The sequence below is a fragment of the Saprospiraceae bacterium genome (assembly GCA_016709995.1).
In the GTDB taxonomy this organism is placed as follows: domain Bacteria; phylum Bacteroidota; class Bacteroidia; order Chitinophagales; family Saprospiraceae; genus JADJLQ01.
Genome location: JADJLQ010000001.1, coordinates 1965186 through 1989656, shown reverse-complemented (window position 1 = coordinate 1989656; position 24471 = coordinate 1965186). Strand labels below are relative to the sequence as shown.

Here is a 24471-nt window from a genome sequence, read left to right as displayed (position 1 = left end):
ATCTCCATATACCACTGAATATACCATTGAAATCCTGATTCCGCAATATTAATTAAATATTCATTTGACATCAAACCAAAGGGATGCTTTACGCTCATCATCATCGATATAATTAATCGTGATCTCCTCCTCTTCATTAATATCACGGATAGCCTCTATCTGTATCTCTTCTGATTCATAGTCAAAGATTACTCTTGCATTGGGTGGATCCTGGTGATTGTACAAGGAGCCAAAGCCCAGGGCGACCGCCAGGTGATGCTCATCCCACACAAAATAGTAATTGTATATCTCGGTTTGATCTATGAGCAGCGTTTGAGAGGCCGGGATAAGGATGATCGGGCATATTTCTATCAAACTTCCGGCAGGAATCTCCAGCGCTGTAAAGACTCCGCGACCTTTTTGAGGAGTCTGAGCAATGTATACCTGTGGCAGGATCTTCATTAATTCCTGATTAATTTTATGCCACCCAAAATAAAGGCAAAGCCTATAATCTCTTCCCAACCTACATGCTCCCCATCGACGACTCCCCAGATGATAGCAGTCAAAGGGATGATATAGGTTACGGTACTTGTGTATAATGCCCCGCTTCGACTCAGGATATGATAATACAGCAGGGAGCCCAGGACAGTACCGACCAAAGCCAGGCCGATCAAAGCCAAAGTGCAACTGGTCATGAGGGGATTGGCCACCGTATCTTGCCAGTTAGTCGCCACCAGAAGGACCATCAAAGATGGTATCACTAATCCTCCGAAAGACAAGGAAGTGATCTCAATAGCTCTGAGACCTTTAAGATGTTTTTGTACAAGATTTATAGTAAAGGATGAGATAATCACTGAACCAATCAGAAAAAGGCTATAAAATTGAACACTAAGTCCTTCATTGCCTTCTATGATCAGGACCAGGCAGCCGATCAGACCCATGCCCACTCCCATAAAACTTTTCCATCGAAATGGTTGACTAAAAAACATCAGGCCTACGATAAAAGTAAAAAGAGGCGTGAGCGAAGTCAGTATACCGGCGAGACTGCTATCGATCCGGGTTTGACTGACACCCATGAGCAGATAGGACATAAAATAACCCAATACCCCAATGATAAAAACCCATGTACGTTGAGAAATGGTTGCTTTTTTGAAGGAACTGAGTATCCATGGAGAAAAACAAATACCTGTGATAATGATCCGACACAAAGCATATTGTATTGGAGTATAACAAGGCAATATTCTTTTGATCAGTATAAATGAACTACCCCAAATACAACCCAAGGCTACCAATAGAAAACCTGTACCCCGCAGCCTGGAGTCTTTCCTTGTGAGGGATGCTATTGTTTGACGAACTTTTGTTTCCAGGTGCCTAGAGTTGAGGTTATTTCTACCAGATACCAACCGTGACTCAATCGATCTATGTCCATTCGATAATGTAGCTGATCTGAGATAGGTAAGGATTGTCTGGAAATCGTGCGACCTAAATAATCTTTAATCTCGAGTATGGCCTTCTGATGGGTTGGCGTAGAGGCCACCTTGCCGTCGATCGTCAGCCACTGGGTTGCAGGATTGGGATATAAACTGATGTTGGAAAACAAGGGTGCATCCTGTTTAAGCTTAGTGGTCAATGCATTTTTAGTCTCCACTTTTACCAAGATCTGACCACAATTATTGTCTTTAGACAGCTCTGCTATTTTATTTCGAGGATCGAGACAGGACATAAGGTAATAAGTCTGAGAAGGCAAAGAGTCAGGTATGGTTAAGACAGTGGACAGTTCTGAAATTTGACCCGGTAGTATCATTCCTGAATGCTTAATCAATGGAAAGGTGACCACTGAAAAGCTGTCATTGGGATTTCTCTTCAATTCAAACATTACTTCATAGTCCAGTATACTGGATTCGCCGATATTGGACACCACTAATTCAACATGTAGTGCTTTGCCAGGCTCTACACCGGCTTTATCCAATCGAATGCCGACATTATCAAGATCAGCATCATCTAGCAGGATATCGACGGGAAAATAAGCAAGGTTATTGGTTTTATCCGATTCAGTAATATTATTGCTTTGATCTACTTGCAGAATGATATAATGTGGGCCACTGGATATATCAGAGGGTATGTTGAGTTGTATAGATTGTTGTCTTTCTTCTTGTGGATTCAGGGGTTCCAATTGGATATGTCCTACTACCAGATCATCCACAGATAAAATAGAATCCAGGGATAAAATTATAGGGTCCTGCACGGATGGCATCACCCAATTACCCATATTTATTATCCGGATATCTGCGGTCACCGTGTCGCCTTTGGCCAGGGAGTCTTGAATGGCCAATCCTTCAATGGCAGCATCAGGCAAACTTTGAAGGACTTTAATAGCTACTTCAGTTTGATTGTTGGATTCATCTGATTCATTGATTTTATTTTCGGGATCACAGGTCACGATGAGTTGGTAGGAGTCACTGCTTATAGCCTGGTCTAAGAAGAAGCTGAACGAAATAGTATCGATATTCAATGGCGATAGATCGGTATTGACTAAACTACCTAGAGCAATCAGCTTTTTGGAGGATCTGTCTTGCAGAAAATATTTTGTAGAAAAACTATCGCAAGTGATCAGGCCAAGATTGGACACTGAATGGGTAAGGGTATATTGTGAACCGGATTGAAATACAGTATCTGAGATCGATACGATGTCTGTCACCAGGTCGGGCAAAGGTGTCCTGGTGGTCACTGAAAAAACAGCTGAATTATTATTCTCTAAAGCTTCCTTGATAGTATTGGCTTGATCCAGAACCACTTCAACAATGGCTTGGTTGCCAGAGGCTGTAATGATCATGGTCTGAATGGTGGTATCCAATTGTTGATCAGGGGCCAGACTATCAATTAAAAACTGGGAGATAATCGTTGTGTCACCTTCCGGTTCGTGATAAAATACTTTAGCAGTAATGCCATTTGCTGACAACTCTCCCAGATTCTTTATGCCTAGATTTAAAGGGGTTGGAATACTTGTATACAAAACTGAATCTTCAAATGCAAAATGATCTATTGCCATATCGGGCATTTGATTTCTGATAATTAATCGGATCGATTGGCAATTATTGATCTCACTGACTTCTTTTATTTTGTAATCATAGTCTACGCACACATTGAGATACCAACTTCCGGCAGTAAGCGCAGTGGGGAGTTTGAGTAAAACATTTTTTCTTATAGTATCACCCACAGCCATTTCACGCGTGGTGTCCACTAACAATCTAAATCCTCCACTGCTTTTGAGTAAAGGTTTGTAGGATACATAATATTCAGTATGGACCTCCGGAGCATCCAATCTGCCGATATTGGATATTAATAATGGGTAATGAATACTGGTACTACGGCCTACTGGATTGGGATATCGTGCTGCGGAAAAGGATACAATATCTGGCAAGGGTACGATGATCTTGGTGAGTGCGGACTTACAATTATTGGTTTCATCTACCTCGATCACTTGATTGTCCGCGTCAATACAAAGTGCAAAATAAATATTGCCTTCAGGCGTATTGTTGTTAAAAGTATACTCGAAGGTGGTATCCAATGAAGCCCCCACTTCCAAAGCAGGTATGATGAATTGTCTTACCAATGTTGCACGATAGTCTGCGATGCCATCAGAGGACAGATACAAGCGCCCTTTGGTCGAGGTTGATGACTTTTTCGTACCTGCATTTTTGATGCGTATATGGATTGATTGTGGCTTTTCGGCTATAAAATCAACCGGAACATCAAATTTGTCTATCGTCAAATCAGGCAGAGGGTTGGTCACTACCAGGGTCACAAAAGCACAGTTATTGTTTTCATTTAATTCACTCACTTGATTGACATTATCCGCACAGACCAATAGATTGTACGTGCCAGGGGCGATGGTGGTGCTGACATCGATGGAACCATTAGCATTGAGATTAGCTCCAAGGCTATTGATCGTCGTTTGCCCTAATAATTGATCACCGGCTTCAAGGGTAGCATTAGTGAGGGATAGATAGAGCCCCACATTGAAGCCTCCGCTTCCAGCAGTCCCACCATTAAAGCTGGAAAATGATACCGTGAATGGATTGCCGGTAGGTACCGGATTCTGATTAAGTACAATGGTCGAAATGCTCAGATCAGGCGTAGGTACATTGGCAGCTACTGCGTAGGTGTTGCAATTATTTCCTTCGTTGGTCTCTGAGATAGCATTAGCAGGATCAACACAAACAATGATATAATAATTTTTTAAAGGTAAGCTGGCTGGTATAGTGATCGAAGTATTAAATCCGGTGGAGGCTTTGGAGTTTAACGCGGAGATACCTCCTGAATAAAGTGAAATGTCATTAGCAGAGTAAAAATTGTCTATAGAGAAAACAATACTCATTGAAGTAGCAGGAGCATTGGCCAGTCCTGAGTTAGTCACTGTGCCAGATAGATTAAATGCAGCATTTGGAGTGACCGCTGAAGGCATGCCCGCAATGCCGCCTATTTCAAGATCCGGAAATAGTTGGGGTGTCGCCGGTGGAGCAGTTAAAGTCATGGCAGCTGATCTGCAATTATTGCTTTCACTGGACTCAGTAATTAAACCTGTAGCATCTGCACACACGATAAAATAATAGGTACCAGGTGTGGTGCCGGAAGGCACGGAAATATTGACAATAGCAGACTGGCTGCTGGAAGCTGTCAGAGAAGAAATGTTGATATCAATCAGGTTTTCATCACCTGTGGACAGACTATTGTCAGACGAAAAATAAACTCTCGTTATAGAACTTCCTGCATTGGCGCCCAGATTGCTTGTAGTTAAAGCCAGACTGATCGCCTGAGCAGTTGAGCTGATAGTAGAAGGAGATAGGGTGACAGCGGATATGGTCAGGTCAGGCGTGGTAGCAGGAGGTGGAGGTGGCGCACTACCACATGAACCAAGACAACTTGCACCGCTCACACTGGATCTAATCAGATTTCCGGGTAGCGGGCCAAAACCGTTGCTGAAAGATATACCCGGATTGCCGGATTGATGACAATAGGACATAATAGTACCTCCATTATTGGGCGGGGTAGGTCCTGAGGAACAATTTCCCTCAGGTGGCGCACAATTATCGATCGGTCCGCCAGGCCAGGTGCAGGAATGTGTATGCGGGGAGCCAAGATTGTGACCCATCTCGTGCGTAAGTACATTGACATTCCAGGAATATGCCGGATAAGAAGCATTGGTAGAAAACACTTCGCTATAGGCAAAAGGCGTACTACCGCAAAGTACATCCAGATAGCCTACACCACTGGCACTGCTGCCAGGCACTATCCTCACATAGTGTGCAAGATTTCCATTAAAACTTGAGCCCAGAGTACTGCCATATCCTACTCCAGTACCATAAGGCTCCGGATCAGAAGTGGTCCATACTTTTAGCTCAGAAATTGCAGTACTGATTCCTTCAGCAGCATACAATGAAGAAACGCCATTGAACAAGCCTGAGATAAAATTAGCTGCTCCCGTAGCTCCTCCTTTACTGGCAAATACCGAGCTGCCGGCCTCAAAATATACATTGATGCATCCTGCGGCAGATCTGAAACCACCTTTTTGCACCTCATTCAATTCGTTTTTCCAGGTTGGTAATTCTTCGGTATTACATTCGAACTTCAATGGCTCTATCTGGCTATCATCAAATAAGAGGAAAGTATTTCGTCTTAGGGCTTTGCTGGAACCAATCACCAGGTTCCCTTTTCCCGGAGCGGATAGGCTACCCATGACTTCATCATCAAATAGGCTGATAAAAACTACCGATTGGTCCTGACCTTTGATTTTACCTTTGTAATATAACCCCGGAGTATAGGCAATATTGCGGGCTCTGGGAGTACTGAGCACAAAGTCAGGGCTCAATACCTGGTTTTCTATCAATTCCACTTCCATCTCCGTGCCATCCAGGTTTGGAATCGCCATGGTCATGATAGCTGGTCGCAGGGTTTTGAGTTCCTGATACTGTTGTTGGTCGTAAGCGAATACTCTTACCCGGGCATTAGAGCGAAGGGCGTTCCATGCAAGCTCCTGCGGTTGGTCTATGGTAAATAATTTGACGGGTGTGGTTGGGTTAAAATCCTTAGAGTTTGAAGCCAGGATGATCCCAAGTCCTGTGAGACAAAAAACAATCAGTGTTAAAATAAATCTCCTCAGCACGCTTATCATAATCACTATGGTTAATTAAAAGGGTTATTTTTTTTAATTTTCGTGGTATACTCTAGGTGTTCTGTTTTTTTTCGGGTTTCATCTGTGGAAAAAACAATACTTCTTGTATGGACACCTGGTCGGTCATCAACATCACCAGCCGGTCTATCCCGATCCCTAATCCTGAGGTAGGGGGCATGCCAAATTCGAGGGACCTCAAAAAATCTTCATCCAGGGTCATAGCCTCTTCGTCTCCCCGATCAGCCAGGCTCAGCTGTTGAACAAATCTCTCACGCTGATCGATTGGGTCATTGAGCTCGGAGTAGGCATTGGCGATTTCTTTGCCACAGACGAATAATTCAAATCTTTCTACACATCCGGGTTTGGTCCGGTGTTTTTTGGCCAATGGCGTCATCTCCAATGGATGATCGATGATATAAGTTGGTTGGATAAGGTGATGCTCTACTTTCTCACTAAAAATCTCATCGATGAGTTTGCCGATTCCCATGGAAGCATCTATCTGGATATGCCACTGTTTGCATTGAGCGATCAATTGTGCCTCGTCCATCTCTGATACATCCACACCGGTGTATTCCCGGATAGAATCATGCATGCTGAGTCTTTGGTATGGACCTTTAAATTGAAGTACCTGGTCCCCGTATTGGATATCGGTCTTGCCATGAAGGGCGATGGCCAGGGATTCGATCAGTTGCTCCACCATCTCCATCATCCAGTTGTAATCTTTGTATGCGACATAGATCTCCATACTGGTAAACTCCGGATTGTGTGTGCGGTCCATGCCTTCATTGCGAAACATTTTGCCGATCTCGTAGACACCTTCAAAACCTCCTACGATCAATTTTTTGAGATAGAGTTCATTGGCTATGCGCAGGTACAAGGGCATATCCAGCGTGTTATGATGGGTGAGGAAGGGCCTGGCGGCAGCTCCTCCATGGATACTTTGCAGAATCGGGGTCTCTACTTCTAACCAGCCCCGGGAGTCAAAAAAACGACGCATGGCGCTGACCAGTTGGGACCGTTTGATGAAAATATCTTTGACACCCTGGTTGACCAGCAAGTCTACATAGCGCATCCTGTACCGCAGTTCCGGATCTACAAAGGCATCATGCACCTGACCTTCTGCATCGGTTTTGACCACGGGCAATACTCTCAGTGATTTGGATAGCAGGGTGAGGCTCCTGACATGGATCGTGATTTCGCCCATTTTGGTGCGGAATACATAGCCTGATACCCCAATAAAATCCCCCAGGTCGAGCCATTTGGAGAAAAGGGGATCATAGGTTTCCCCCAACTCATCTTTTTTGAGGTAGAGCTGGATCTTGCCATAGCTGTCCATGAGCACTGCAAAAGAGGCCTTTCCCATACTGCGGGTCATCATCAGCCTTCCGGCAATATTTACCTCCGTAAACCGTTCTGGAGTAGTGTCAAATAGAGCGAGGATCTCTGCAGAGGTGGTATTGACAGGATAGGTGGCAGCGGGATAGGGGTCTATACCGGCTTGCCTGATGTCGGCAAGGGTTGCGCGCCTAATGATTTCCTGTTCACTAAGATTTTGAGACATGTAAGTTGTTTCGAGAAGCACAAATGTAGAAAATTGGTACTGAATATCTTACATTCTCAGATAATGTTAATTAACTTATGTGTTATCTCTTATTCCTTACACCTCATTTTTTTCTGCCGGATATGACAGATCCTGTTAAAATCTCATTAATAAAAACCTTAAACCGCATAGGATATATAATGGTTTGGTGCAATATGTATAATTTTGGACCTTGTTAAAATTCATGAGGAGATTATTGTTAATGATAGTGGTGATGGCCTGCCTCGTGAAGGGAGAGAAGGTTTGGGGGCAGGATCCAATGGTGGTTAGGTTGCAGATCAATGCTTGTGGTACGCAAGAAATTCAAGGAGAATTTTTTCAATTTATAACTGGAAGTCAATCTTTTAATATTGGAAGTTCCTCCCCATCCATTTCGGTAACTGTTCCTAGTAGTTCGACCACAATTTCAATGAATTCGTTCCAAGGTCCCACTCAAGCCTTTCTAGATGCTCTAAATGCGAAAATTTCTAACTGTAATCCAAAGTTATTTGTTGACCCATATAAAAGCCCTTATTTCGGTGTAATACCTCCAAACAGTGTGGTAATAGCTTTTATTGATAGAGATCCAATACCAGGAGCTTTGAGGGTAAATTTAAATGGTGATTTATGCAAGCCGGGGGCCCCACAATCGAATATTTTTGTTATAGTTGGAACAAGTCGAAATGCAACTGCCTTATTTCAAAATTTTATGAGTTGCAGTGTAAATTGTAATAGGAATGTTGAGATAAAAATTGGTTCTAAGACTTTTGGATTTATATATGAAATAAATAAAGTAATTGATGAAATTGGAGCCTTTATATCGATACAAAATAATTCAAGAATAATTTACGAAGGTACTGATGGTTGTGTTCCTGTTTCGCTCCCCTGTGACAAACCCAAATTCATAACTCCAAAACTTTCTCCTTTGACCTGCAAAGCAGTTGGTCATGAACTTCCTGAGATGTCAGATATTTTTACAGGAAACGCCAGTTATTTTACCCAGCCTGGCAGACAAGGAACGGAGTATCCAATTGGAACCATTTTGTTTGACTCTATCGTACTATATGCCAATGATTTTAATAGTTGCAACCCTGCTGCAACTCAGATAGAACAAACATATACTGTTAGAATCAATCCTGGTCCACAGATCGATAGAAACCTTCAGAGGATAGATCAGGCATGTGGATATTATATTTTGCCTGCGATCACTGGTAATAATCTAACAGGAAATCAAAAATATTGGACCTTGACGCAAGGGCGTGGCACTGGTTATTCCTCTGGTGATACTATACGTACCAATAAAGTATTGTACGCTTATGACAAATCTTCAAATGGCTGTGAGGATGAAATCAGATTGGACATAGTATTTAATGCAGGCCCAACCATCAACAATCCTAAAGACACAACCATAGCTTGTGGCAATACTTTTAGCCTGCCGCCAATCACCGGAACCAACACCACCGGATTGAAATCATATTATACCCTTCCTTCAAAATCCGGTCAGCAATTATTAATCGGATCTATGATCACCACAGGCGGTCTTTATTATGCTTATGACGAATTCGGCCATTGTTTTGATGAAGATACTTTCAGGGTCACATTTGCTACAGGGGCTTTGTATGCCGGCAATGCTGATTTGGGTAGTTGTGACTCCATCCAGCTGCCTGTGATTGGCGGTTCAGGATTTAATCGGGATTCAACCTTTTATTTTACAGGTACCCGTGGATCGGGCATCCGATATCGGCCAGGGAATAAAATCGGGCAAACCACTACACTCTATATATATGATGTGAGCAGTGCCTGCACCGCGCAGGATACGATCCAGGTTTCATTGAATCCTCCTCCGCGACTGGATAGGTTGGTTGGTTTTGGAGGATGCTCAGAATTTGTTTTACCAAAAGATACCCTGAGTCCTAATGCCAGGTATTATTTTTTGTCCGGTGGTCAGGGAAATTTTTTGTTGGCTGGAGAAAAAGTCAGTAGCGATACTGTTTTGTATAAATTCATCGGAGATTCAGTTTGTTTTGACCAAAAAAAAATCACTATTGATATCGAATTGCCTCCGGAACTCAATGACTTAAGGGATACAACTGTCTGCGGAGATTTTGTTTTGCGTCCTATTCAGGGCAAAAACCTTACAGGTCGGCAATCTTACTATTTGTTTCAAGGTGGACAGGGTGCTCCTTATTCAGATCAAGGTACCGGCATACTAACTTCGTCAAAACTGGTATATGCATTTGATGTGAATAGTTATAATTGTAAGGATGAAAAACAATTTACAGTCACAATCTTACCCAAGCCACTGATTGATCCTATCACAGATATCTCTGTCTGCAATAGTTATATACTACCTGCTCCTACGGGTCAGAATATCCCTACGGTAGCATTCTATGACCAACCCAATGGTCAAGGTAATAAATATACTATTGGCCAGGTGATTACACAATCGCTTAGGTTGTATGCTTACCAGGCTTCTCCTATATGTGCTGCAGAGCAGGGTTTTCAAATATTGATCACTCCAGGCCCGGTATTTCAAAATAATGCTGATTTGACTAATTGTGCATCGGTTGGTTTGCCAGTTATCAGTGGTACAGGTTATAACCCGGACAGCACCTTTTATTTTACCCAGGCCAATGGGGCAGGTACCCGATATCAAGTGGGACAGACTCTTTCACAAAGTACCAGATTGTACCTTCTGGACTTATCCAATCGATGCACCCAGGACACGATAGAAGTCAATGTACTTGGCGCACCTTCATTGTCGGCGATGGCTAATGTGTTTGGTTGTGACTCAGTGCTTTTGCCTGCAGATACAGCCAATCCCACTATGAAATATTTTTTCCAGGCAGGAGGTTTAGGAGCTTCATTCAAACCTGGTGACTTCATCAAATCTTCGTCGTCACTATTTCGCTATGTGGGCACAGCAGCCTGTTTTGATGAAGAGACCATAGAAGTCACTGTGACTCCTGCTCCTCATATAACTGGTATCAGGGATACGACCTTGTGTGGCGAATTTTTGCTGCCAAAAATCAATGGAACCAATTTATCAGGTGGAGAGCATTATCATAATATGCCTGGAGATATAGGTCCGGACTATTTTGGCGATGGACGAACCATCATCGATCAGACTATCCAACTATATGCCTGGGATGGCAGTCTTAATGGGTGTTGGGATGAAAAACCTTTTAAGATCACGATACTTCCCAAACCTACGATCGAAGGCATCCCAAATATTACTGCTTGCGAATCATTTATCCTCCCCAACCCATCAGGATCTAATCTAAGTACACCATTATACTATGATCAGCGCGACGGACAGGGGAGAGCTTACCAACCTGGTGACACCATTCAGAAAACCAGCCAATTGTACCTCTATCAGTCTTCGTCTGTCTGTCCAGCGGAGCAATCGGTATCCATAACTATTCAGGATAGCATCACTTCTGCTTTTACGCTTTCTGCCTATATCACTTGTCCGGATGTACCGATTGATCTCATACATACCGGCAAGAAAAACGCTGCCACAAGGTATAGTTGGAATTTGGCTGGACCCGGATCAGCTACGCTGCCAACGTTTACAAATCTGCCAACACAACAAATCAAGCTTGACACCGGCGACTACCAAATAACCCTCTCTGCTACCGCCGTGGGCTGTGTCGGTCAAACTCAGACTCAGTTCATTCAAGTGGTCCCTAAATTAACACCTCTTCGAAACCTGACCTGCGATGCAGGACCGGACAAAATCGTGTTTAAATGGGATGCCACCCCTCAGGCGATGGACTATGGTATCGAACTGCTGGCAGGTCCTACCGGCGTCAGGTCTCCTTATGCGATGATTTTTAATAACCTTACATTAGGTCAGCAAGTAGGTGTCAGGGTCACTCCCCTGGGTGCTGTACCCTGTGCCAATGGCACTGCCGCCAGCCTGGTGTGCCGGACCAATGCTTGTGAGCCTATCACTGTGACGATCGTGGATGAAGCCCCTTTTTGCAGTGGAGATGGGCCTAAACCTTTGGTAGCTTTTGTCAACCCGGTGCCTGGAGATACTATCGGCCTTCAAAGAAAATGGTCTGGACCAGGCATCGTAGGCGATATGTTTGATCCTTCCCTGGCTGGACCGGGTAATCACACCATCAGATATACCTTGACTACCAGAGACTCCTGTGTTTATTTCGATTCTACCATCATCCAAGTCGGGCAAGGCTCAGTCATCATCCTCAATGACAAAGCAGTCGAGTGTGCACCGCCCAGTCAGCGTCAATTTAATATCAGGATGCAGATCACCACAAATAATACTCCATATACAGTTCATTATTCTTATGCCGGGGGCAGGTCCAGTACTTTTCAGTCCGGGGCAGCCAATTTTACCCTTTCTGCCTCTTTTGGATTGATCGGTGACTCCATAACGATTGACAGTATCGTCGATGCTACCGGATGCAAAATGCAGATCACCAGTATGGCGGGTACCCTCACTTTCAGAGCTGTCCAGTATATCAATACCATAGATACAGTATCAGTATGTGATTTTGGTACCCAAACTTATCAATATCGGGTGCGCATTCATAATCCCAATCACAATGACCCGTTAGTCATACTGTCCGGAGGAGGAACCCTGCAAGATTCTTTATATATATCCCCGGCCATACCTTTTGGCACCCGGCATCAAGCCTCAGTGAGTCATAGAAATGGCTGTGATACCCTTCATTGGGATATGATAGATCAATGTGCGTGCACCTCCATCAGAGATACTGTTCGCCTCAATGCTTGCGAAAATGATGTAATTCAAATTCATGGTAAGCGGTACACGGTCAATAACCCTTCAGGATCCGATACGATACCTCCCGCTGCTATTGGCACTTGTGATACGATCAGGTGGGTGGTGGTGACATTTACCAGGGATGTACTTTCACTCATCCGAAGCTCTATTTGCGAAGATGATTTTATAACAGTAGGCAACACCATATTCGATAAAAACAATCTGACTGGGGTTATAAGGTTACCCAATGCCTCTGCCAACGGGTGTGACAGTGTGATCAGCGTTGACCTTGAATTATTGGGTCCGGTAATCAGGATGGTGAGAGATACACTTTGCGCCGGTGAATCGGTGGTCATCGATGGACTCCGGTTTGACGCCGGACATCTGAGAGATACAGTGAGTTACACCCATATGGCATCTAATGGTTGTGACAGCATCGTTTATTATGATATCCGGTATGACGATATTCAAGCAGGTCTGACCCTGGAATCTGCCGGGTGTACTGCCGGGTCCGGCAAATCGGTTTTGATCAGGACCATCACAGGAGGAACAGGTGCATACACCTATGCACTTTCTCCGGCGGTAGCTTTTACTCCGATAACGGCTTTGCCCTTGCGTATCAACAATCCTCCGAGTGATACATTTAATTTATTGATCAAATCAGCAGCCGGTTGTGTGGCTGCCTTTCCCATCGCTTTTAGCCCACTCAATACCGGAGGCAGGCTGGACCTTGGACCTGACCGTGTGATCAAATTAGGAGATATAGCGCAGATCCCAATCAATGCCAATTTTACGATCACTAAATTGACTTGGATTACTCAAAACTATCTCAGTTGTACCGATTGCCTTACACCGGTCACACAGCCTTTAGTCACTACGCTCTATGTCCTGGAGGCAAGTGATGTCAACGGGTGTACGGCAAGAGATACTTTGCGCATCTATGTCGATCCGGAGGTCGAGTTTTATGTGCCTAATATTTTTAGTTTGAACAGTGCCCTTGAACCCAATCTCAATCTCAATATATTTCCTTCGCCCCAGGTATTTAATGTTCTAAGATTTTCAATTTACGATCGCTGGGGAAATGCCATGATCGACCTCAAAAACTTACCCTTATCTAATGGCATTCCAGTCTGGGATGGAAAATTTAAAGGGTCAGATGCACCCGGAGCAGTCTATGTCTACAAAGTTTTGTATGAGACTGTGGATGGTCGGGTAAAGACGAAATATGGCGATATTACCCTGGTAAGATAAGCCCTGGAGGGGTTACTTTTTTACACCCTGGTACAATACAGTGCTTGCAATGGATTTTTCTTTTAAAGGAAGATATTTTTGGCGAATATCATCCTGTATATAACTGTCCAGGCCTTCTTGCGATTCGAATGAGATCAGATGAATTTCGTATGGAGTATCCATGTTTTGTTCGATGACCGAGTTTTTATCAGGTCTGAGACGGAGCATGATTTGGCCGCCATAATCAGGTAATAGCGGAAGCACCATAGCCTCAAATTCATTATAACTTTCCTCTCCTCCCGGCTGGAGGTAAATCAGCTGGGTTATGAAAATCATATTTAGATTTTGGGCCTTCTGTTATCTTTATTCTTTGTCTTTGCCTCTTTATATACGAGGGTATCATACTTTGTAATGCTCTCATTTGCAGCATACTGAATCAAAAGAGGAAAATCTTTTTGAGTAATGAATTTTTTACCTCCTGGGAATATTTCTTTGATAGGGAACTTGCCATTGTGTTGGATCTCGAGGCGATAATATTGATTAGGGTCTCCTTGTGCTGTCAATTCTGGAAGGCATATAGAAGCGACATCAGTTTGCCCCAAATCTTCATTTAATAGACTTGGCGCTACGCAGGGGTATAATTCAAATTGTCTTTTTTTGATGACTTTGCCGCTAGGTAGTTTTACTCTGTTAGACCACCAATTGCCTTCTACTTCCATCATGGCGTCATAAGTTTGACTCCGTAGAGGAAGTGCCTGTAGTTGGTCGAGGGTTTCATTAATCAGTTTGGTCATTGCTTCTTCAAAGGGCAAATCACTATTTAAAGCTTCAATGCCCAGCCGAATGCCCAATAAATTAGAATATCCATCCTCTACGGAAAAAGCAGAGTAACGCTCCGGCACCATCGGTATGAGGGAGGTGCCATTCCAGGTGCCGATTTCGTGCCATACAGACAGATCATAGGCTACACGACCGGAGAGTTTGATCAGGTCCTGTTCCGTTAAATTATCGGGAGCAAAGATTTTTAATATTTTTTGGCCGCCTTCATATCCGAGACGGGTTACGATCAGTGAATTGCCTGATTTTTTATTTTTTACGATCAGGTCATAGATATAAGCGGTCCAATCCGCCTGATCCCTGAGATGGCCGATGTCTACGAACCCACCTTTATGTGTGTATATAATCCCATTGCCTTCATGTTTGCTGCCAAGAAAGGTGTGAGGTCCTATCAAGTCCCGGCCGGTAATGTCATTGTATCGAATAAAGGGGATAGCGGCTACTTTCAAATCGACTCCAAAGGAGCAACACGTACGGATAATTCTTGGTGGTGCTTCCTGCAATCTTTTGTCTGCTAAATTTAATGGCCTGGCATGAAGATTGGTGAGTGCAGCCAGGCACAATGCCGAAAAAATTAATTTAAACTTCATCATGGAACCTGCAAATGTATAAGCTATTTTATTTATGCGGGATATCCCATCGTCTATTAACCTTTCATTTTATTCGGGAGTAAACGATCTTGCCTCCTAGCATCGTCCAGAGCACCTGCGTTTGTTTGATCTTAAAAGGATCTATGGTCGTGATGTCCTGGTCCAACAAAACCAGGTCAGCAAGGTACCCTTCTTTGATGCTGCCAAGTTCTTTTTCTCTGAAAGCCGCATAGGCTCCTCCCTCGGTATATGCCCGGAGTGCCTGATTGACTGAAATTTTTTGTTCGGGTACCCAACCTCCTTTATTTTTTCCATCCAAAGTCTCTCGATTGACTGCGGCATCAATCCCCAGTATGGGTATGGCAGGTGCGACAGACCAATCACTGCCAAATGCAAGGCTGACCTTAAGATCAGAGACTGATTTAAATGCATAAGTTGATTTGATTCGTTCCGGTCCGATCACTTTTTCAGCCCAACAGCCATCATCAATTGAATGGTAAGGTTGCATGCTCGCGATCACCTTTGAGCGATGCATATGCTCTATTTGGTCCATGGTAGGGTGTTGAAAATGTTCTATTCTGAACCGGCGATCTTTTTCCCCATTGACTGATATGGTAGTATCGAATATATTGAGCAAGTCGCCGATGGCTTGATCGCCGATGGCATGTACCGCCACTCTTAGTTCAGCAGCATCGGATTGGAGGATCCATCGCTGCATGGAGTCCAGGGGGTTGATCAAAAATCCTCTGTCTCCTGGTTTGTCTGTAAAGTCCTGATACATAGCGGCTGTATGAGAACCTAAAGAGCCATCCATAAATCCTTTAAGCATACCCCACTGCAACATCATATTGCCCCGGCCATTTTTGTCCATAAATATTTTAAGCTCGCGCCATTGAGACAAGGGGGTAGCTGCATAGATCCTTGTGGTCAAAGAGCTCTGATTGCGCATAAAAACTTTTAAGTCATCGAATGTACCCATATGGTGTACACTGGTCACACCATGGGAGGATACATAGTCCATCGCTGCCTTGAGTGATCGGTCATCCGTAGCTTCAGAAGAAGGTGGGATTTTGATCGAGATCAGATCCATCGCATTGTCCTTGAAGATTCCTATGATCTGCTGCTTATTGTTTCTTGGGATATCGCCACCAGCAATGTTTTGGACAGCATCATCTACTCCTGCAAGCTTCAGGGCCAATGAATTACAGAGGATCATATGGCCGTCCAGTCGATTGATAGCCACCGGATGGTCAGGAGTGATCGAGTCTATCCACCACCGTTCAGGAAGTTGACCTCCCCAGTTTTCATGATTCCAGTCACCGCCCAGGATCCATTCACCTTTAGGCAAAGTAAGTGCATACTCTTTGATGGTTTTGATAAAAATCTCCCTGGAAGCCGCCTCCCTCAACTGTACAGCCGAGAGATTGTACCCTCCGGAGAGAAAGTGCACATGAGCATCTGTAAAACCCGGACATAGGAATTGTTGCCCGGCATCGATGATGGTGGTTTTGGTACCCTTGGTTTTTAATAGTTCCTCCGTAGTGCCTGTAGCTGTGATGGCGCCTTGATCTATGGCAACAGCATCAAAAGGCTGAATAACTCCGTCAGACCAGGTGTTAGCATGAATGATTATCGTTTGAGGTCCGGGCTGCTCATGACATTGAATGCCCAGCAGGCACATCAGGACTGACAGGATCAAACAACTGGCTAATAGGTGTGATCTAAATGGTACGATTAAATTTCTCATATTGCTTTATTTGTTGCTTAATCCATTTTCTAAAAACAGAGACCCGGACCCACTGGCTCGAACTGCCATAAAACGACCTGGTCCTAATGATATCAGCGATATGTTTGTTTTGAATAGCATTGATACCAGCCAATACTGCATTACCTTTAATTTTATAGAACATACCTCCACCACTGTCTCCTCCATCCAACCCATACTCCATGTCAAGGCACACTGCACTGCCGCTTCGATTAAAATCAGGCCCGTCAGGAGAATCAAAGTCGGCATAAACGTGAGGTGATAGTCCGTTTGGCAACAGTCTTCCCGCCAAGGAATCAATCATGTTATTGCCTGCAGACTTTAGACGACCTGATTCGACGATGTCTTTGGGATTATTGGCTACGCTAAAATTTCCATAACCAACCGAGGTACCTATCTGCCCGATTTCCTTTTTTGAACGGTTCAATTTGGGTAGTTGCAGATCAGATTTGGAGGAGGACAAATATAGTATGGCCAGATCAGCATCTTTGTTCTGGCGGTACAAAGGATGTATACTAAAGGAGTCGATCAATATTTCAGTCGAACCAAATTCTACATACAAAGGACTACGATCATGCGTTTTGTCCAGCGTATGCGCAGCAGTCAAAGCCATTCGTGGATGAATGAGGACACAACTCCCTTTTATTCTTCTATCCTGGGTAAACATGCCTACGCAGGCAAATTCTGGCTGTGCTGCCAGGGCTAAACTTTTTGACTTATCTATGCCATGTCGGATGACTCCCCAGGGCACGGTCAGTAATATGAAGAGTATTATTTTCAACAAGCCTAAAATTAGCCTTCTATTTTCGCTTGTAAAAATATAAAACAGGCCTGGTAAAGCCGACTCGTTCACTGATGGTATAAAAGCCGGCACGTTGATGGTCCCAGGCGATGGCCTCTCCTTGCGGTTCAGGTATATAGGGTAGTGAAATGGCAGGAGTCTGCAATATCGCATCCAGGGAAGTATCGGCCTGCGATGACCAATAATACACTTCCTTATAGGTTTTGATTAATAATTCTTTGTTATCTAAAGACCAATCCGCAGCCACTACCTGGGTAAAAGGCAAATCCATCATCTTTAAAGCAATATTGATTTTAGTGGTAGAATATGGGTACTTAAGTTGGTATAGGCTGATCCTTGATTCCCGCTTAGAAAAAATATAGAGATCAAGCGTTCTATGGTTTATACACAATGCTTCTGCGTCGCGTGGCCCATCCGGTAAAATAAACTGAATGGTATCCACGAGGAAGATACTGGTGTCTGTGCAGCCATCTTGTAGCATAGGTTCTTCGATCCGATAAATATATTTTGAAGGGAAGTGTGCGTTATTGTCGCCGATGTCTCCAATATAGATATAGGACTTTTGGTTGTTAGGCCCTGGGCCTAAAGCGATATCTTCCCAATCCCTGTTATGAATCGCAGGAAGATGTACAGTAGCCAGATATCGGGCACTGTCATCTATCAAAAATAACCGGGCTTTGTCGCCGCTATCATTGTGTACCCATAATTTACCAGGATTGTTGATACTCATGACGATGCCTGAAGCCTCATGGATCTCGTCATTGTCCAGGGTGCCGTGGGCAATCCCCGGCTCAAAGTAAGGAGATGGAGGTGGCACTGTATTGGACTTGCATCCAAAGAGATGAAAGCTGATAAAAAATAGTACAGAAAGTCTCGCCCAGAAATTCAAAATGCCCATTTGCAATTGATAGATTGATGCAAGATAAAAATTAAAAGGGGCACTATCATTCTCTCGGGATTGATGGGATTACATTCAAGATAGCGGAGATTCTCGTTATTTTGCAGGCTTCATGCCATCGATAAATAGTCTAGTGTCCAAATTGCCCGGGAGCAATCTTTTTGCCAGGGTGATTTTGCCATTTAACCTGGATATCGAATATTCTTACCATATACCTGCTGATCTTAGAGACAGGGTGGCTCCGGGGATCAGGGTTGAAGTACAATTTGGAAGAAGTAAATTGTATGCAGGAATGGTATCTGAGGTGTATCACGAGCTGGAAGTGCCTGCCCGATATAAAACGATTCTCTCTGTACTGGATGAGGCTCCTATCATCACACCATTACAATTAAAGACCTGGCATTGGCTGGCCGATTATTATTGTTGTAATGTAGGGGAAGTCATGGCGGCAGCCTTGCCCGCGGCTTTCAAACTGGATAGTGAGTCCAAAATCAGTTTGCATCCAGACTTTGAGCAAGATTTTTCAGAACTCGATGATCAGGAATATCTCATTGCTGAAGCACTATCACTGCACAAGGCCATCAGTGTAAAAGAGGTACAAAAAATATTAAGTAAAAAATCAATCAAAAAAGTCATTGATCAGATGGCTGCCAAAGGCATCATCGTGGTGGAAGAGGAATTAGCATCCGGCTTAAGAGATAAAAAAGAAGAGTTCATCAAACTTGATCCAATATATCGTGGAGATCCGGATTTTCTGGTCCAGGCACTCGACCTGGTGACTAAGTCAGAATCCCAGACGCAGGTGATGCTGGCCTTCATCCAATATGCCAGACCCCATCATGAGATCAGTCGCAAAGTATTGTCAGAGCATGTGGCAGTGACGACCCCGGTGCTCAAAGCAATGGTTAAAAAAGGGATTTTCCAATTAGAAAAACGAAAAGTCAAACGAAACATAGCCACTCATCTGGATACCAGTCTGCCGCCACTTTCAAAAGATCAGGTCCAGGCTATCACTGAAATCAAAACCTCTTTTGATTTGGGCAAAAACGTAACCCTGCTCCATGGTGTGACAGGTAGCGGTAAGACCAGGGTATACAGTGAGTTTATTCATGATATAGTAGAGCAAGGAGGGCAAGTGCTGTACCTCCTGCCTGAAATAGCGCTGACCGGACATCTGATCAATAGATTGCGTGCTGTGTTGGGCAGCAATCTTTATTTGTACCACTCCAGGATCAGTCAACGGGAAAGAATAGAGACCTGGCACGCCGTCATGCAAGGGGCACCTGTAGTATTAGCCGCGAGATCGGGCATATTTTTGCCATTTAAAAATCTGCAGCTCCTCATTGTCGATGAAGAACATGATCCTTCCTACAAACAGCACGACCCGGATCCCCGATATCAGGCACGAGACACTGCTATCTGGCTGGCCAGTCAATGTGGGGCCAAAGTAATCCTGGGCAGTGCGACACCCTCTATTGATTCCTGGTATCATGCTATGAATAAAAAATATGGCTATGCCATGCTTAATAATCGGTTTAGTGAATCGCCCTTGCCAGAATTTGAATTGGTCGACCTCTTTATCGAGCACAAGATGAGGGAGGAACCATTCATCATTAGTCATGTCTTACACGAAGCGATATTGCGGGCATTGCGACAAAAAGAACAGATCATATTGTTTCAAAACAGGCGGGGATATGCACCTCAACAACATTGCTCTAACTGTCACTGGCATGCCATGTGCCCCAATTGTGATGTCAGCCTCACGTATCACAAGTATCTTAATAAGTTAATTTGTCACTATTGTGGTTATAAAAGAGAGTTGTTTAATGCCTGCCCGGATTGTGGCAAATCCACCATTGCACTCAAAGGATTTGGTACGGAGAAAATAGAAGACGAACTTAAACGATTATATCCTGCCGCCCAATCACGCAGATTGGACCTGGACACAGCAAGATCCACAGCCAATTACCAGGAGATTCTCGAACAATTTGAAAATAAAGGAATCGATATCCTCGTAGGGACCCAGATGATCAGCAAGGGGCTGGATTTTGACCATGTAGCGCTAGTAGGTATTTTACAAGCAGATAGCATATTTTATTATCCTGACTTCAGGTCCAATGAGAGAGCATATCAATTGATCACCCAGGTAGCAGGCCGGGCTGGTCGCAAGGATATCAAAGGCCGCGTGATTCTCCAGGCATATAATCTCAATCATCCGGTGATCAAATACATCCTCAACTATGATTATGAGGGATTGGCTAAAAATGAATTGCACGACAGGCAGTTGTCTTCTTATCCCCCCTATTCCAGGTTGATCGAAATTACGGTCAAGCATAAAAAACCTGAATTGGCTGACCAGGCTTGTCTTCTGATGACCAGGATACTGCAGGAAAAATTTGGTGAAAGAATATTAGGACCCTTATTGCCCGGCATACCGCGATTGAGAAATTTTTATTTGAGAGCAGTGTTGATCAAAATGGAAAAAAGCGGGTCATTGATCAGAGAGATAAAAGAGGCTATTAAATCAGCTATCCGGCAAGTAATCAAGACACCTGGTTTTTCCTCAACGAGGTTCAATGTAGATGTGGATCCTGGTTAAGGAGGATATAAGAGTGCTACTAATGTAATTCGATCGTTTTAACCGATTTTATGCCTAAGGTCGAAAATTGAACATGTCTGAGATGTGCCTTAGACCGATAATCCTGGATGATCTCCAGGATGTCCTGATCGATGTATTGACTCTCAAGTCCATTGATTTCAACTTCACTGTATTCCGGAATTTTATCCAAAGCTTCTGATAATCTCCTTTTGTTCAAAAAATTTACATTTTGATCCAAATCGAAAATATATTTTTGATGATGACCAACATTTATTTCCTTGACTTGAAATCCTGCCTGGTAAGTATGTTTAAATAGAAAATAAATGGCATAAATCAGCCCGATCAATACTCCTATCAAAAGATCAGTAAATAAAATGGCAACCACCGTGAAAATAAATGGAAAGAATTGTTCCCGGCCCTGGCGGTATACATCCATGATCATGCTGGGTTTTGCCAGATTATAACCCGTACGAACGAGAATGATCGCCAGGATACAATAGGGAATCTTATTAATCAAGGGAATGGCCACCAGGATGGCAAGTAAAAGCCACAACCCGTGTAAAAAAGCCGACATTTTTGTTTTCGCTCCTGCTTCTGCATTGGCAGAACCCCGGATGATCACTGCGGTGATTGGTATCCCTCCTAAAAGCCCGCTGACAATATTGCCGGCCCCCTGTGCGATCAATTCACGGTTATTTGGTGTGATGCGGTTATAAGGGTCTAGTTTGTCTATAGCGGCGATGGAAAGCAGTGTTTCCAGTGAGGCTACAAATCCAATTAAAATTGCATTTTTCCAGATTAACGAATTGGTATGATCCATTCGCATTAACAAAGAAAAATCAGGCAAATGTATATAGCTCAATATATCGTTGGGTACCTGGATAAAATGATTTGGTTGTAGTTTGATCACAGGCAAAAATAGATTGATGCCCATAGCCAGAAGAATCCCTATCGCCACCGCTATAAAGGAACCTGGCAGGAAACTAATTTTTTTGGATAAGTATTTGTTCCAGCCAAACATAAGCAGCATGCTACAGACCGCTGTAATGAATACCCCTGCTGAAGATGTCTGATACAAATCTGCTAAATGCATGAATCCATGATCAAACGTAATGATGTTAAACAATTGGTTGCTCCAGAAATCAGGCTTGGCGTAACCAATGATGAGCGGTATTTGCTTAGAGATCAATAGTATCCCTATGGCAGCCAACATGCCTTTGATGACAGCAGAAGGAATAAAGTGAGTAAAGCCACCCAATCTAAAAATGCCCAGGATAATCTGAATGACGCCGGCCATGGCCACCGACATAAAAAAGTATTCCAATGAGCCGAGTTCAAGGATGGTGGCAGCGCAGATCGTAGCGAGTCCGGCAGCAGGACCACTCACGCTGAGCCCCGATTTGCTAATTAGGGTGACCAAAATGCCTCCAATCACCCCCGCGATTAGCCCGCTAAAGACAGGAGCATTAGAGGCTAATGAAATGCCAAGGCATAATGGCAGCGCAACGAAAAATACGGTGATGCTTGACCGTAAATCGTGACGAATAAGGCTGTCTATTAAATGTTTTGATTTATTCAAGTTCGAGATATTAGCAGAGCTTTTAGCATGTGGAGTGTAGGGCGTGTGATACAAGAACCACAAATTTAATACATCGACTATTAACAAACCACCACTAAATTTATTTAACTTTTTTCTTTTGCCGGACCCAAAATTACTTTTCCACCCTTTGCACCGGTATGCTGCCGGTCCCATATGGTGAGTTGGCCATTGACGATGACAGCTTCGAATCCCTCTGCATAAGCATGTGGTTTTTCATAGGTGGCTTTGTCGCTTACTTTCTCTGGATCGAAAAGGACGATATCTGCTTTATATCCTTCTCTCAATAACCCCCGCTCTTTAAAGCCAAATTTTTGGGCCGGCAATGAGGTCATCCTGCGCACAGCTTCTTCGAGGGATAGGACCTTTTCTTCCCGCACATATTTGCCAAGTACTCTCGAGTTGGTACCATATGACCTGGGGTGGGGTACACCACGACCAAAGGTCTGCACTCCTCCATCAGCACCAATCATATTGTAAGGTGATTGCATAATATTGCGCACATCCTCCTCACTCATCTGGTGGTAGACCATCTGAGCTCCACCATGATCTGCGATGTCCAGCAGGGTATTGATTTCGCTTTCTATTGTGGCTGGTCTTTTCCATTTAAGATTGATTTCATGTATATTTTTTCCATTTAAGGAAGTGTCATGGCTGCAATAAGCTACTACGGCGTAGGTGTAATCGGTAAATCTCATTTGTTTTAAATCTTCAGACATTTCCTTTATGATGTTGGATTTGATCGCTGCAGATTGAAGTCGGATGTGCAGACTGTCATTGCCACCGGCCAAAGCCCATGAAGGTATCCTCGAATGTAGATTGGTGCTGCTCGCGGTATAGGGATACTGATCTACGGTAACTTCCACTCCTGAGCGTCGTGCAGCTTCTATCATCCACAGAGTTTTAGCAGAGCTACCCCAATTATTTTTACCGGTGACTTTAAAGTGGGATATTTCTACTGGGAGGTTTGCTTCCCTTCCGATCGTGATGGCTTCATTGATCGCTGCTTCTACAGAATCGCCTTCATTGCGTATATGGGAAGCATAGACGCCGCCTAGTTTGGCACTTTGTTTGGCCAACCCAATGATTTCGTCTGTATTGGAGTAGGTGCCGGGTACATAAATAAGTCCTGTCGATAATCCGACTGCCCCTGCTTTCATCCCTCTTTCTACCAAAACTTCCATTTGTTTTTGTTCGCCTGTAGTAGGAGGACGGGCATCCATTTTCATGACTTGATTACGGACCGTATTGTGTCCTACCAGAGATGCCACATTGATAGAGACTCCCAAGCTATCGAGGCGATTAAAAAACTCAGCCAGGTTTTCAGCCGAGTTACCACAATTGCCTGTAACGACAGTAGTCACTCCATCAAACAAATAATTATCGGCAGTGGATTTACTCATGATGCCTCCCTCGATATGCGCATGTACATCGATAAAACCCGGGGCGACAATCAGGCCATGCGCATCAATTATTTTGTCTGCTTTGAATTGAAGATTTTTACCGATGTGTTGAATGATGCCATTGGATACATATAGATCACTGTAGTACCAGCTATTGCCTGTACCATCCAGGATGCGACCGTTTTTTATAAGGATATTATTTTGTGCGGAGGCAAAGTTTAGGCTTAAGGCACAAAGCAAGACTAATCTGATGATATACATGTTGGA

At 43.8% G+C, this 24471-nt stretch carries 13 protein-coding genes; 2 read left to right on the top strand and 11 right to left on the bottom strand.

Annotated elements, in window-relative coordinates; all coding sequences use genetic code 11:
• Positions 1-60: 60 nt before the first annotated feature.
• Genes IPJ09_08395 through lysS form a run of 4 tightly spaced genes read right to left on the bottom strand, consistent with a single transcriptional unit; the run spans position 61 to position 7712 of the window.
• A complete protein-coding gene (locus IPJ09_08395; protein ID MBK7371448.1) occupies positions 61-441 on the bottom strand; it encodes an SET domain-containing protein-lysine N-methyltransferase in 381 nt (126 codons plus the stop codon).
• A complete protein-coding gene (locus IPJ09_08390) occupies positions 441-1382 on the bottom strand; it encodes an EamA family transporter (protein MBK7371447.1) in 942 nt (313 codons plus the stop codon). The genes IPJ09_08395 and IPJ09_08390 overlap by 1 nt, the downstream gene beginning before the upstream one ends.
• The gene (locus IPJ09_08385) at positions 1319-6151 is read right to left on the bottom strand and encodes a hypothetical protein (protein MBK7371446.1); all 4833 of its coding nucleotides are present in this window, start codon (positions 6149-6151) and stop codon (positions 1319-1321) included. Before IPJ09_08385 ends, IPJ09_08390 begins: the two co-directional genes overlap by 64 nt.
• A 52-nt stretch (positions 6152-6203) precedes the next feature.
• Positions 6204-7712, bottom strand: a complete 1509-nt coding sequence (lysS, locus tag IPJ09_08380; protein MBK7371445.1) for a lysine--tRNA ligase — start codon at positions 7710-7712, stop codon at positions 6204-6206.
• A 943-nt stretch (positions 7713-8655) separates the two neighbouring features.
• Between lysS and IPJ09_08375 the strand changes: the two genes are divergently transcribed.
• Positions 8656-13734, top strand: coding sequence for a hypothetical protein (locus IPJ09_08375; protein MBK7371444.1), 5079 nt, complete (start codon positions 8656-8658; stop codon positions 13732-13734).
• Positions 13735-13746: 12 nt separating this feature from the next.
• Here the strand turns inward: IPJ09_08375 and IPJ09_08370 are convergent, their stop codons facing one another.
• From IPJ09_08370 to IPJ09_08350, 5 genes are all read right to left on the bottom strand, one after another.
• Positions 13747-14049, bottom strand: coding sequence for a DUF1330 domain-containing protein (locus IPJ09_08370; protein ID MBK7371443.1), 303 nt, complete (start codon positions 14047-14049; stop codon positions 13747-13749).
• 2 nt (positions 14050-14051) lie between these two features.
• Complete coding sequence (locus IPJ09_08365) at positions 14052-15143, bottom strand: DUF4056 domain-containing protein (GenBank protein ID MBK7371442.1); 1092 nt, start codon at positions 15141-15143, stop codon at positions 14052-14054.
• A 61-nt stretch (positions 15144-15204) separates the two neighbouring features.
• Entirely contained in the window at positions 15205-16887 is a 1683-nt protein-coding gene (locus IPJ09_08360; GenBank protein MBK7371441.1) for an amidohydrolase, read from the bottom strand.
• Complete coding sequence (locus IPJ09_08355) at positions 16862-17686, bottom strand: trypsin-like serine protease (protein MBK7371440.1); 825 nt, start codon at positions 17684-17686, stop codon at positions 16862-16864. The genes IPJ09_08360 and IPJ09_08355 overlap by 26 nt, the downstream gene beginning before the upstream one ends.
• A 19-nt stretch (positions 17687-17705) precedes the next feature.
• Positions 17706-18605: a hypothetical protein gene (locus IPJ09_08350; GenBank protein ID MBK7371439.1), complete on the bottom strand. Its 900-nt coding sequence runs from the start codon at positions 18603-18605 to the stop codon at positions 17706-17708.
• 112 nt (positions 18606-18717) lie between these two features.
• Between IPJ09_08350 and priA the strand changes: the two genes are divergently transcribed.
• Entirely contained in the window at positions 18718-21204 is a 2487-nt protein-coding gene (priA, locus tag IPJ09_08345) for a primosomal protein N' (GenBank protein MBK7371438.1), read from the top strand.
• Between the two features lie 19 nt (positions 21205-21223).
• Here the strand turns inward: priA and IPJ09_08340 are convergent, their stop codons facing one another.
• Complete coding sequence (locus IPJ09_08340; GenBank protein MBK7371437.1) at positions 21224-22783, bottom strand: SulP family inorganic anion transporter; 1560 nt, start codon at positions 22781-22783, stop codon at positions 21224-21226.
• A gap of 104 nt (positions 22784-22887) precedes the next feature.
• Positions 22888-24465 carry a D-aminoacylase gene (locus IPJ09_08335; protein ID MBK7371436.1) on the bottom strand — a complete coding sequence of 526 codons (1578 nt, stop codon included), beginning with the start codon at positions 24463-24465 and terminating at the stop codon, positions 22888-22890.
• Between the last annotated feature and the right edge of the window lie 6 nt (positions 24466-24471).

What these genes read in the sequence shown, in the direction of transcription:
- IPJ09_08370 (MBK7371443.1), bottom strand. Translation starts at nt 14,049, where the DNA reads ATGATTTTCATAACCCAGCTGATTTACCTCCAGCCGGGAGGAGAGGAA.
- IPJ09_08385 (MBK7371446.1), bottom strand. Translation starts at nt 6,151, where the DNA reads ATGATAAGCGTGCTGAGGAGATTTATTTTAACACTGATTGTTTTTTGT.
- lysS (MBK7371445.1), bottom strand. Translation starts at nt 7,712, where the DNA reads ATGTCTCAAAATCTTAGTGAACAGGAAATCATTAGGCGCGCAACCCTT.
- IPJ09_08360 (MBK7371441.1), bottom strand. Translation starts at nt 16,887, where the DNA reads ATGAGAAATTTAATCGTACCATTTAGATCACACCTATTAGCCAGTTGT.
- IPJ09_08335 (MBK7371436.1), bottom strand. Translation starts at nt 24,465, where the DNA reads ATGTATATCATCAGATTAGTCTTGCTTTGTGCCTTAAGCCTAAACTTT.
- IPJ09_08365 (MBK7371442.1), bottom strand. Translation starts at nt 15,143, where the DNA reads ATGATGAAGTTTAAATTAATTTTTTCGGCATTGTGCCTGGCTGCACTC.
- priA (MBK7371438.1), top strand. Translation starts at nt 18,718, where the DNA reads ATGCCATCGATAAATAGTCTAGTGTCCAAATTGCCCGGGAGCAATCTT.
- IPJ09_08350 (MBK7371439.1), bottom strand. Translation starts at nt 18,605, where the DNA reads ATGGGCATTTTGAATTTCTGGGCGAGACTTTCTGTACTATTTTTTATC.
- IPJ09_08395 (MBK7371448.1), bottom strand. Translation starts at nt 441, where the DNA reads ATGAAGATCCTGCCACAGGTATACATTGCTCAGACTCCTCAAAAAGGT.